At 70.0% G+C, this 12,733-nt stretch carries 4 protein-coding genes; all 4 read right to left on the bottom strand.

Features of this window, described 5'->3' with window-relative positions:
• Positions 1-8: 8 nt before the first annotated feature.
• Positions 9-371, bottom strand: a complete 363-nt coding sequence (locus tag J4H92_RS01960; RefSeq protein WP_208095366.1) for a DoxX family protein — start codon at positions 369-371, stop codon at positions 9-11.
• Between the two features lie 52 nt (positions 372-423).
• Positions 424-921: a MarR family transcriptional regulator gene (locus J4H92_RS01955; RefSeq protein ID WP_208095363.1), complete on the bottom strand. Its 498-nt coding sequence runs from the start codon at positions 919-921 to the stop codon at positions 424-426.
• Positions 922-1,042: 121 nt separating this feature from the next.
• On the bottom strand, positions 1,043-8,533 hold the full coding sequence (locus tag J4H92_RS01950) for a metallophosphoesterase (RefSeq protein ID WP_208095361.1): 7,491 nt from the start codon (positions 8,531-8,533) through the stop codon (positions 1,043-1,045).
• A gap of 5 nt (positions 8,534-8,538) precedes the next feature.
• On the bottom strand, positions 8,539-12,603 hold the full coding sequence (locus tag J4H92_RS01945) for an InlB B-repeat-containing protein (protein ID WP_208095359.1): 4,065 nt from the start codon (positions 12,601-12,603) through the stop codon (positions 8,539-8,541).
• Positions 12,604-12,733 lie beyond the last annotated feature (130 nt).

The following is a 12,733-nucleotide window of genomic DNA, read 5'->3' as shown; positions in this document are numbered from 1 at the left end:
CGAGTCGCTCAGAGGACGAGTAGTCCGAGGACAGCCGCGACGACCGAGAGCAGTCCGAGCACGAGCGGCGGGAGGAACGGCTCCTTCCGGCGCACGTGCACGACGACCGCGCCGATCATGAGGATCGCCTCGCCGATCGCCGCGATCGGCGCCAGTACCGGGGCGATCCCCGTGGCGAGCGGCAGGATCAGGCCGAGCGCTCCGAGGACCTCGAGCGCAGCGATGGTCTTGATGAAGCCCGCGGAGAAGTCGGCGGCCCACGGCATGCCGCCGTCGATCAGCGCGCTGCGCGGTTTGACGAGCTTGAGCCCGCCGGCGCCGAGGAAGGCGATGGCGAGGAGGACGGTGATGATCCAGAGGGCGATGAGCATGATGACGATCCTGACTTTCTCTCGTGGTGAAGCGGGGGCGGGGGCCGGGACCTCAGCAGTCCGAGGGCGCGGCGCGACCGCTCAGGTGCTCTCGCAGCGCCTGCGTCGCGACCCGCATCGCGTCCAGCTGTTCGGGCGTGAAGGCGTCGATGAAGACCTCCCGGACCACCCGGAGATGCGAGGCCGAGCTCTTGCGGAAGAGCCGGGCGCCGTCGTCGGTGAGCTGCACGGCGGCCCCGCGCGCGTCGCCGGCCACGCGTCGGCGCTCGATCAGACCGCGGCGCTCCATTCGGCCGAGCAGGTGCGAGAGCCGGCTGCGCTCCCAGCCGATGACCTTCGCGAGCTCCGACGAGCGCAGCCGGCGCTCGGGCGCTTCGCTGAGCGCGAGCAGCACTCCGTAGTCGCTGGGGGTGATCCCCGAGGTCGCCTGGAAGTCCGCCGCGAGAGCGTGCTTCACGGCGCCCGATGTCTCGATGTAATCGCGCCAGACGAGCAGTTCACCCCGGTCGGGTGAGCGGCGCCTGCCGGTTGATCCACTGCGTTTCGTCACGGGTCCCCCTCGGGAGACCAAGGTAGCGATCGATAGATGATATGTCAATCACCTGCGCGGCGGAGCGAGGCCGCCCCTCGCGGCGTCAGCGGCGGAGGCGCTGACGCCGCGAGGGGCGGCTCTAGCGGATCCGGAGCGTCACGGCCCGGGAGGAGCCGGAGCGGTACTGATCGTTCCCGGCGTAGCTCGCCGTCACCTTCCATCTGCCCTTCGCGAGGCCCTTCGGCAGCCGCACCGTCGCCTTGCCCGCCCTGAGCGACGCCGAAGCCGTGCGCGTGACCGTCACGCTGCGCTTCTTGCCCTTGACCTTCTTGGCGATCTTGCCGGTCGCCTTGAGCGTCACCCGACCGCTCGGCTGCGCGTACCCGCCCGCGGTCTTCACGGTCACGGTCGCACTCGACGGCCGCTTCTTGCCCGCCGAGTTGATCTTCACCGAGACACCCGGTTTGGCCTTCGCCTTGCGGGTCCAGTTCGCCGTGTAGGTGAGCGCACCGCGCGTGCCGCTCGGCACGGTGACCTTCACGGTCCGCTTCGACAGCCCGGTGCCCGTCCATCCGGCGAAGGTGTAGCCCGGGCGGGTCGGGTTCACCAGCGTGAACCCGTCGGATCTCACGGTGTAGCTCGTCGGGTTGCCCGTCGCCGTGCCGCCGCCGAGCCGGTAGACGATCGGGAATCCGACGGGGGTCCAGGTGGCGGCGTAGCTGCGCGCGCCCGTGGAGCCGGCGGCGATCTCGACCGACGCCGTCGGCTCGTCGAGCCCGGTGCCGGTCCATCCCGCGAAGGCGTAGCCCGTGCGGCGCGGCTTGCTCAGCGCGATGGCCTCGGACTCGATGGTGTAGCTCTTGGGATTGGCCGAGGTGAGATACCCGCCCCCGAGGTCGTACTCCAGCGGGTACTCGGTCAGCTTCCAGTGCGCCGTGTAGCTGCGATCGCCGCTGGATCCGGCCGGGATCGTCACGTCGGTGCTCGGCGACGACAGGCCCGTTCCCGTCCAGCCGACGAAGGTGTACCCCGAGCGCTTCGGGTTCGTCAGCGCGATGGCGTCGTCCTCGGCCGAGTAGGCCTCGGGGTTCGCCGCCCCCTCCACGGTCCCGCCCGCGAGGTCGTAGCCGATGCTGTGCGAGGCCACCCGTCGGATCACGCTGGTCTTCGACGCGGTGGCATGGCCCGCCGCGTCCGTGACGACCGCGTACCACTCCTGATCCACGTCGAGCTCGGGGGCGAACTCGACCTCGCCGCGCTCGTCGCCGACAAGCGGGACCGGATCCCCCAGCTTCTCGGGCTCACCCGAGGCGAACGTCACCCGCGAGGTGTCCAGCGTGCGGGTCTGCTCTCCGCCGAGGTCGAGCTCGATGACGTAGTTCTCGGAGTTCTCGCCGTGGTACCCCTCCTCGGCCGTGAGCGGGATCGGCTGGCTCCAGCGCCCCTCGGACGTGGTCTTCTGCAGCCAGGGGCTGTAGGTGTTCACGTGGATCAGGCCGTTCTCGGCATCGACGCTCAGGTTCTTCAGGTAGCCGTGGCCGCCCCAGGCCCGCGTCTGATAATCGGAGAGGATCCCGTAGGTGCGAACGCCGTGATCGTTGATCCGCGACGACACGAAGGTGCCCGACTGGTGCCCGCTCAGCACGAGCTTGACGTTCGGGTACGGATCGATGAGCTCGGTGTTGACCCGGGGGTTCGAGTACGGGTTCTGCACGTCGCGCGCCCACAGGTGGTGGTGGGTGGAGAGGATCACCGTGTGCTCCGGATGCGCCTCGATCACGCTCTTCGCCCACTTGATCCCGGGCGTATCGTCGTGCTCCGCCGACCAGAAGCCCACCTGCAGCCAGAGGATCTTCGCACCTGAGATCTCACCGGTGTAGTAGTAGTTGTCGATGTCGTTGCTGCCCCCGAACGTCCACGGCGATCCCTCGAGGCTGTTCTCGAATCGCTCCATCGGGAAGTACTTCGGCAGCAGCTGGCGCCCGTTGTAGCGCTCGTTGTAGTCGTGGTTCCCCCAGGAGATCGCGAAGGGGAGCTTCGCCTGCTCGAGGATCCGCGCGGAGGGCTCGGCGGATTTCCACTGCCACTCGTCCTCGTACTCCTCGCGGTTGACCCAGTCGCCGGCCTGGATGACCATCGCCGTCTTCTTCGCCTCGGCGTTGTCGCGGATGTACTCGAACTGCTCGGTCATCGTCCAGGGCGTGGCCTCGGTGTAGAGCTGCGTGTCGCCCACGTGGTTGAAGGACCAGTCGTAGTCGTCGGCGGAGGGCACCCGGTTGTCGAAGTCGACGCCCTGCGCCCACGGCTCCTCGGTGAGGCCGCGCCAGACCAGCACCGTGAGGGTGCGGTTCTCGTCGACGGCGCGGTCCGCCGCGCCGGCCCGCACGTCGAGGTTCACCGTTCCGCCTTCGGGGCTCGCGTCGGACTCCTTGAGCGCCCACTCGTTCGCGGCCGTGTCCCAGACCCAGGCCGACACGGTGCGCGTATCGGCGGTGCCCCGCCACGAGAAGTGCCACTCCCCCTGGGCGGCCTGCTCCTCCGTCAGGGCGATCCGGTAGATCTGATAGGGGTTCTCGTCCGCTCCGACCGTCTCGGGCGTGAGGTCCGAGGTGATGGTTCCGCTGGTCGGGGTGATCGCATCGGGCACGCGATCCTTCGTCGATCCCGCCCGAACCACCGCGTTCCCGGCGTCGAGCGCGACCGAGTCGTTCGCGTAGAACTGCGCGCGCACCCGTTCGGGAACGTCGGTCTGCGGCGTGACCTGCAGCTTGAGCGCCTGGTTCGCCGGCTTCTCGGCGCTCGTCAGCGGGACCGCCGGCGCCGTCGTGTCGGCGACCTGCAGCGTCAGCGTCTCCGGTTCGGAGACGAGGCCCTCGTCCGCCGTCGAGGTCGCGGTGAAGATCACCTCGACCTCCTCGCCGGTCTGCACCACGGGCACGTGCACGGCGAAGGTGCCCGAGTCGACCCGCTGCGAGAACACCGACTCGCCGTCGATCTTCGCTTCGAGCACCGAGCGCTTCGTCACCGCCCCGAACACCTCGACGTTGCCGGCCTCGACCGACGCGCCGTTCCCGGGCGCGCCGAGGGTGAGCAGCAGGCCGTCGTCCGCCTGCTTCTCGCGCTTGCCCGGGGTCACCGCGTCGCCGAAGTAGTTGTCGGCGCGGAAGGCGTCGAACTCCGGGATGAACTCGTTGCTCGCGATCCACACCTCGTCGACGACGCCCGAGAAGGGCGAGACGAGGCGGTTCGGATCCTCGGGATCCACCTCGCCGTCGCCGATGGTGAGCGGCACGCCGGGGAGGTTCGGGAAGATGCGCCCCTCGCCCATGGCGGAGTGCACCTCGACGCCGTCGAGGAACACCGCATAGGTCAGGCCGTCGAAGGTCATCGTCAGCAGGTGCGGCTCGCCGTCCTTCGCGAGGGGCGAGGTCGCACTGCCGTAGGGCGTCAGGGTGTCCACCAGGCCGTCGGCCTTGCGGATGCCGAGCCGCAGCGTCGGATCCTCGTCGCCGGGGGCCTTGCGCGCGACGAGCGAGGCCGTGCCGCTGCCGATGGCAGCGATGTCCTCGGGGGTCAGGCTGAGCACCGCGGAGAGCGTGAACTCACGGTTGTTCTTGCCGATGTTGCCGCCGTACTGCAGGCGCGAAGCCTCGAAGCGCACCGATCCTCCGCCCTCGAGGCCCGCCCCCGCGCCGGTGCTCGACACGAGTTCGGATCCGACGAGCGTGCCAGAGACCCGACCGGTCGAATCGACGAGAGCACCTCCCGGCTCGACGCTGTTCGCGAAGTGCTCGACCAGTTCGAACTGGTTGCTCCAGACGTCTCGGGGATCGTTCTCGGGCGCGCCCGAGCCCCCGAAATAGGCCCAGAGGAGTTGCGACGACCGCTTCTCGAGCTCTTCGAGCTTCGCCCACACGACCGACGTGCCGCCGGGCGCCCAGCTCTCGATCTCGAACGAGACCGGAACGCTGCGCGACGTGCTCAGCGAGAAGGTCTCCGCGGACACGTCGGGGGTGTCCTCGATGACGAGGCGCACGGGCACGTCGGTGAGGTCTCGGCGCTGGTCGTTGGTCACGGTGAGCGGCTGGCGCTCGCTCGCGCCGGGATCCGCCCAGGCGACCTTGGACCCGTCGGACGACGTCGTGCCGCGCAGTTCGCGCAGCGCGTCCTCGGCCTCCCGGAGTCGCTCGAGATTCGTCAGGTGCGCGCGCTGCACCTTGGTGAGCCGCTTCACGGCGGCGCGCGCAGCCGCGACGGCCGGTTCGTCGGAGAGGGCGACCCGTGAGGCCTCCGGGAGCTCGCCGATCTGACGCTGCACCGGCGTGATCTCCCGATCGATGCCGAAGCCCTCGGCGAAGGTGGCTTTGTCGTTGGCGCCCACCTCGTGCCGGTTGACGGTGAGCCGCCCGTCGCTCACCGCGACCTCGAGGAACGACTCGTGGGTGTTGCTGCTGAACCGCACGCCGCCGCCGAGCCGGTCGAAGAGATCGAGATAGTCCTCGTTGCCGAACGGAGCGTCGCCCTCGGCGATGCCCTGCAGCTGGCCGTAGTGCTTCGAGCCGGCGGTCCCCGGGGTGACGTAGACCGCGCCCTCCTGGTCGACCTTGTAGTCGACACGGATGCCCGAGACGACCTCGGTGATCACGTCGGAGTCCACGGTCTTCGCCTTCACCGGCGAATCGGGATCGGCTCGCAGCGCCTGGGTTCGCGTCCAGTAGTGGTCGTGGCCCTGCAGCACGAGGTCGATGTCGAGCTCGTCGATGAGCGGGACGAGGCGGTCGCGCATCGAGAGGATGTCGGGGTCCGCCGCGTGCGCGCCGGCGGTGTAGGGGCCCTTGTGCGTCGTGAGGATGATCCACTTCGCCCCGCGCTCGCGGGCCTGCTCGACGTCCCTCTCGATCCACGCCAGCTGCTCGTCGCTGATGGGCTCGTAGTCGAGGTCGCCCATGTCGTAGGCGTTGTGGCCGTCGCGCCCCTCGTTCGTGTTCAGCATCACGAAGTGCGCGTCGTTGTAGTCGTAGGAGTAGTAGACACCGGTCGAGGTGTCCTGGTCGCCGGCGGCGTCGAGCGTGAAGTGCTGGGTGAACTCGTCCTTGCCCGCATCGTGGTTGCCCGACACGGGCGCGACGGTGGTCGCGAGCAGGCTCTCCTGCGCGTAGCCGAAGAGCTCGATCCAGTCGTTCTCCTCCTCGCTCGTCTGCACGACGTCGCCGCCGTGGACGATGAACTCGGCGTCCGGCGCGGTCTTCAGCGCCTCGGAGATGGTGTTGGCCGACACCACGGCCTCGCTCGCACCGCCGCGCGCCTGGGTGTCGGTCACGTTGATGAAGGTGAAGTCGTCGCCCCCGTCGGCGGTCTCGAACGTGCCGGTCTCGCTCCACTTGCCGGTGAAGGCGTCGCCCACGCGATAGTGGTAGGTCAGCCCCGGGGTGAGACCGGTGGCGATCGCGCGATAGAACGCCTCGCCCTCGTTGCTGACCTCCGCCGTCGCGGTCACCGTCGCGGTCGCGTCCTCGGGGAAGCTCGGATCGGTGCTCACGATGGCGCCGGGCTCGACCATGTCGACGTTCTGGTACCAGGTGAACGCGCGACGGGTCTCGGGATCGCCGTGGAAGGTCGCGGTGATCCGGTTCGGCTTCTCCTCGGGGGCCACGTACTTGATCCGCGGGAGCTGAGCGACGGGATCCCACATCCAGGCGTCGACGAAGTCCCACCCCAGACCGGTGTACGTGGTCTTGTGGTGCTCGTCCAGGCCGTCGTCGTCGCCGACCACGACGTTGCCGGCCACCGCGACCGCCGAGCCGACGCGCTCGCCCACGACGGCCGCGCTCGCCGCCCCCCGGAGACTCGCGCTCCGGATCAGGTTGTTGCGGACCGCCGTCTCATCGGCCGCACGGCCGACCGCGCCCGCGGCGAGTCCGTCCACCTCGATCTCGACGTCGACGTCGTTGTCGCTGACGACGCCCCGCCCGCCGCTCTCCGCCACGAGCCCGGCGCCGCGCGCCGCACCCGGCGCGATGAGCGCCGCGTCGCGGAGCTGCGTCCGGGTGATGGTCGCCGGCTTGGCCGGCGTGCCCTCGGCGCGGATCGCGACGCCCGCCACGCTCCCGGTGCCCGCGACGGGGGCCAGCGAGACATCGGCGAGGGTGAGACCGCGCACCACTCCCCTGAGATCCCGGATGAACGCGAGGTCGTCGGAGGTCTCGCTCGGCGCGTACACGAGGTCGGAGACGACATGCCCGTTGCCGTCGATCACGCCGGAGAAGGCGTCGAAGCCGACGAACTCGGCGCCCGCGAGATCGATGTCCCCCGTCAACCGGTAGTTGGCGCCGCCGTAGGCGTCGGAGTTCGAGCTGATGGCCGCGCGCATCGCCTCGAGATCGGTGGGCGAGTCGATCTGGTACGGCGACGCCGCCGTGCCGGCACCGGGGATGCCCGCCCGCATGAAGGGGGCGATGCTCGCACGCGCGGGGACGGGATGCTGCATCGCCGGCTCCCAGCGCCACTTCCCCGAGCCCACGGCGAAGTCCCAGCCGATGCCCTCGTAGGTGGACTGCGTCTCCAGCTGCTCCCTGGTGGTCGGTGCGCCGTCGACGCCGTGGTTCCAGGTCAGCAGGGACGAGGAGACCAGCTCGAAGTCGCTGTCCCAGGCGAGGTCGTACGATCCCGTTCCGCGGGTGCGCACGGGCTGCTCGACGTGGCCCTCCGCGTTGAAGTTGCGGTTGTTGTTGGAGTTGGTGAGGTTGTCGGAGTGCCGGCAGTTCTGCCCCTGCGCGGTGATCCATCCGTAGTAGTAGGTGTTGTTCGAGGCGTTCTGGTAGAGCCACCCCGAATGCACCGCATTGCCCTTGACCGTGACCGTCGAGGTCGTGCACGTCGTCACGATGAACGCGGCCTGGCCGGCGGCGCCCTGCGCGCCCTGGGTGACGCGCGTGTTCAGCACGAGGTTGTTGAGGATCGAGGCCGTCCCGGTCGCCACGAACGCGACCGCGCCGACGTACTTGGTCGGCGCGTTCACGGTGACGCCGTTGAGGTAGTTGTTCCTCACCACCGTGGTGCCGGTCGCCCCGCGCACCAGGCCCGCCGCGTAGGAGTTGGTCGCCTCGCTGAGCGCGGTGAAGCTCGAGTCGATGAGGGAGTTGCCCTCGATCACCGCGTTGTTGGCCGTCTCGACCAGGATGGCGCCGTACAGGCGGCCCGGCGTCTCCAGTTCGGAGGTGTGGGTGACCTGCACCGAGCGGAGGGTGAGGTCCTTGACCGTCCCGCCGTTGACGCTCACGAAGAACCCGACGCGGGTGTCCGTCGCCGCCATCGCGAGATTGCTGACGGCGTGCCCGTTGCCGTCGAAGGTGCCCGAGAACGCGGCGAACGGGGTGAAGGTCCTGCCCCGGTAGTCGATGTCGGCGTCCAGGCGGTAGTGCAGCGAGCCGTAGGCGCCGGGCTCCGCGTTCACCGACTGCGCGGCGGCATCGAGATCCTCGGCCGAGTCGATCACGAGCGGATCGCCGGCGGAGCCGGTGCCGGGGAGCCCGGGGATGGTCGCCGCCGCCGCGGGACTCGCCGCCACCAGGATCGTGCCGAACAGGGCCGCCACGACGACCAGGGCGAGGCTGCGAGCACGTGTGAGCATCGGGATCACCTCTTCTTGACGCGAAGGGTGAGCGCCTTGGCCGCGCCCTTCTTGTAGACCGAGTTGCCGTGATAGGCGACGGTCAGCTTGTAGCTGCCCGTCCGGAGGCCGCGGGGAATCTTGACGGTGCCCCGACCCGCTGCGAGCTTGCCTCTGACGGTCTTGCTCACCCGGACCCACCTGGTCTTCTTGCCGACCTTCTTCTTCACCTTGCCCGTCACCTTGGCGCTCAGCGAGCCTGAGGCGGGAGTGTAGCCGGAGGCGGTGCGCACGGTGACGGAGACGGCCGAGTGGTTCCGCTGCGTCTTCGGCTTCTTGGCGTAGGAGACGGAGAGCGACGACACGGTCTTGGCCCGCTTCTTCCAGTTCGCGGCGAAGGCGAGGTCGCCCGTGGTGCCGGAGGGCACGGTCAGCGCGGTGCGCGTCACGCCGAGCCCCGACCAGCCGGCGAAGGTGTAGTCGAGGCGCGTGGGCTGCCGCAGGACGAACGGAGCCGACTCGACGGTGTAGCGGCTCGGGTTGCCCGCGGCGATCGTGCCGCCCCGCAGCTGGTAGCGGATCGAGTACTCGGTCGGGCTCCAGGTGGGCGCGTAGCTGCGATCTCCGATCGATCCGGCCGGGATGCCGACGGAGAGCGTCGGCTCGGTCAGATCGGTTCCGGTCCATCCCGTGAAGGTGTAGCCCGGGCGAACCGGGGCGGGCAGCGTGAAGGCCTCGGACTCGATCGAGTACGAGCCGCGGGGCTCCTCGGCGAAGTCCTCGTCGTCGGCCAGCTCGTAGATGAGGTCGTAGGACACGGGCGACCAGGTGGCGGTGAAGCTCCGCGCCCCGGTCGATCCGACCGGGACGGTCACCGTCCTCGTCGGCTCGGGGAGACCCGTGCCGGTCCATCCGGCGAAAGAGTATCCGGGGCGGCTCGGGTTCGTGAGCGCGAACGTCGAGGTCTCGACGGTGAAGGCGGGCGGGTTCGCGCCCTCGGCCGCGCCGCCCGCGAGATCGTAGTCGATCCCGTAGGCGACGGGCGTCCAGGTCGCCGCGTAGGCGCGGTTGCCGGTCGAGCCGGAGGCGACGGTCACCGCGTCGGAGGCGCCCGTGATCCCGGTGCCGGTCCACCCGGCGAAGGCGTATCCCGTGCGGGTCGGGTTCTTCAGCGAGAACGGCTCCGAGTCGACGGTATAGGAGCCCGGATTGCCGTCGGGCGCTGTCCCGCCGGCCAGATCGTAGGCGATCGTGAACTCGATCGCGGTCCAGGTCGCGGTGTAGGCGAGCGCCTCGCTCGGATACCGGGGCAGGGTCACCTCGGTCGCGGCGCCGGTGATCCCGGTGCCGGTCCACCCGGCGAAGACGTGGTGCTCGCGCGTGGGGGCGACCAGCCTGGTGGTGGCTCCGTAGCCGTGGGCGGCGGGGTTGGCGCCGCCGTCGACGCCTCCGGCGAGGTCGATGGAGACGGGCGCGCTCGGGAACACGGATGCCGCCGGCACGGGATGGGCCCGGGAGTCGTCCCAGGCCCAGGGCCCGGACTCCGCGTCGAAGCCCCAGGTGAGCGCCGCATAGGTCTCCTCGCTGCTCGCGGCGGGGAGCTCGGCGACCTGGGCGGCGGTGGGGATCCGGGCGCCCTTGGGCGTGATCGAGGTGGCGGCGCTCACGCGGTTGACCGTGGAGGCCGTGGATTCCAGCGACACCGGGATGATGTTCTCGACTGCGGCCGCGGTGTCGGAGCCGACCCCGCCCCGGATCACCGCGTTGCCCGACACGTCGACCCCGGTGCCGCCCTGCGCGTTGATCAGGCCGACGGTCGACCCGGCGCCCGCCGCGCGCGCGGAGACCGTCACGTCGACGAGGAGGTTGTTCACGACGGCGTTCCCCTGGTTGTTCAGGGGGTAGGCGCTGATGCCCGCGGCGTATTTCGCGCCGCGCACCGTGCTGTTCATGACGAGGTTGTCCGAGATCCTCGTGCCGTTGCTCGTGCTCGCGACGACGCCGGCGGCCTGGCCGTTGTTGGCGCCCGTCGCGAAGTCGAGCGTGACCGAACCGCCGAGGATCGTGTTCCGCTCGATCTTCGAGTTCGCCGCGCTGGCGGCGATGATCCCGGCGCGGCTGGTGCCCACCGTGTTGGTGATGTCGACGTCCGCGAGCGTCAGCCCCGTGACCTCGGCGCCCACGAGCTCGGCGAAGAAGCCCGCGCCGGGGTTGCCCTCGGCGACGATCTCGAGGTCGCTGACGGCGTGGCCGGCGCCGTCGAACACGCCGGAGAAGCGGGTGAATCCGGCGAAAGCGGCGCCGCCGTAGTCGAGATCCTCGGTCAGCCGGTAGCGCGCGGCCGCCGCGCCGCTCCCGGCGGCGTCGGCGTTGACGAACGCGGCCGCCGCGTCGAGGTCGGCGACCGAGTCGATGCGGTACGGCGACGCCGCGGTGCCTGCGCCCGCAAGGGGGGTCACGTTGATCGTCACCGTCACCGGGTTCGCCTCGTCGGCGCCGTCGGTCGCCGTGACCTTCGCCTCGTAGCTCCCGAGGACGGCGAAGTCGACGCCGCTCAGGTCGATGCCGAGCACCCCGCGGTCGGTGCTGGCGCCGATCGCGTCGAGCACCTCTGCCGGGGTGGGCGCGCTGCCCGCCCGGTACGAGACCGAGGTCTCGGCGACCGTGATGAACGGGAGCGCGGTGACGGTGATCTCGACGGGCACGGAGCTGGTGAAGCGCCCCTCGGTCACCAGCACAGCCGTCCGGTACACGCCCTCGGTATGGAAGTCGACGTCCGTCAGGTCGATCGTCGGGGTGCCGCGATCCGCCGATGCGCCCAGGGCGCTCAGGATCTGCGCCTCGCTCTGCACGTCGCCGAGGCCGATGGTCAGGCTCGTGAGCGCGGTGGTGATGCTCGGTGCGCTCTGCGGAACGGGGTGCCCGGCTTCGGCGTCCCAGCGCCAACCGTTCTCGAAATCCCAGCCCAGATCGGTATACGTCGACGCGGCGCCGAGCTCCTCGCGCGTCGCGTATTGCCCCAGGTCGCCCACCGTCCACTGGCCGGCGGTGTCGAGGGCGGACGAGCCCGACCAGAAGACGTCGAAGGGGTTCGGGTCGGGCGCCGAGGTGTGGCCGACCGGCGCGGCGGGATCGATGTTGTTGTCGGCATTGACCAGATTGCCCGAGGAGGTGCCACCGCTGCCGGATCGGACCCAGCCGTAGCTCGCGGGAGCGGACTGCGTGATCCTCCCGGAGATCACCACGTTCCCGGTCAGCGCTCCCGCGAACACCGTATGCCCGGCGATGAACGCCGCCCCTGCTCCCGAGCTGCCGTTCTGCGTGACCCGGGTGTCGACGATGAGAGTGTTCGACACGTCCGCCGCGGAGTTCTGCCAGCCGATCACGCCGCCGACCCGCTTGTCGCTGAACACCTCGACGTCCGAGATCAGATTGTCCGCGATCGTGTTGCCGGCTCCGACCGACTTGCCCACCAGGCCGCCGACCGCCGACGAGTTCTCGATGTTCGCCGGTGTCTTCACCTCCGCGGAGATCAACGCGGATCGCGTGATCGTCGCACCGGATATCCGCCCCGCGAACGCCCCCTGCTGGACGCGGGCGGACGTGCCCCCTGCGGTGACCGCGACGACGTTCCGCAGGGTCAGTCCGGTGATCGTCCCGGTGAGGATCTGCGCGAACCCGGTCTGGGTCGCGTTGGCATCCGACGAGTCCACCGCAGAGCCGGGCTTCAGGGTCAGGTTCTCGATCGCGTGGCCGTTCCCGTCGAACACCCCCGAGAATCTCGCGAAGGTGTCGAAGGTCGCGCCGCGGTAGTCGATGTCCGCGCCCAGGCGGTAATGGAGCGACCCGTACGCCTCGAAGCCGTCGTTGACGGCCGCCGCCGCCGCGTCGAGATGCTCCGCGGAGTCGATGACGAACGGATCCTCGCTCGAGCCGGTGCCGTCCAGGCCGTCGATGGTCGCCGCGTGGGCGACGGACGGAACGGTCGCGATGCCGGTCAGGGACAGCGCGGCCGCCGTGACGAGGACCGCCAGTCGGCGCGAGACGCGGGAGAGGGTTCGTGCGGGGCCGGAGTTCGGCGTGAGACTCAAGATGGCGCTTCTTTCCCGGTGTTCATGAGCGAGGGGCAAACGCCCACTAGCGTGACGATCGCAGATGGCCGCAATCTGTCCTGCGGGTGAACGGATCCCTCCTCCGGTGAACGGGATGTGAACGCCCGCC

Source organism: Leucobacter weissii (assembly GCF_017565745.1).
GTDB classification, from domain to species: Bacteria; Actinomycetota; Actinomycetes; order Actinomycetales; family Microbacteriaceae; genus Leucobacter; species Leucobacter weissii.
This window is presented reverse-complemented; position numbering and strand designations above follow the sequence as displayed.

Bases quoted from the DNA above. Each gene is read 5' to 3' on its own strand.
- J4H92_RS01960 (WP_208095366.1), bottom strand. From the start codon at position 371: ATGCTCATCGCCCTCTGGATCATCACCGTCCTCCTCGCCATCGCCTTC.
- J4H92_RS01950 (WP_208095361.1), bottom strand. From the start codon at position 8,533: ATGCTCACACGTGCTCGCAGCCTCGCCCTGGTCGTCGTGGCGGCCCTG.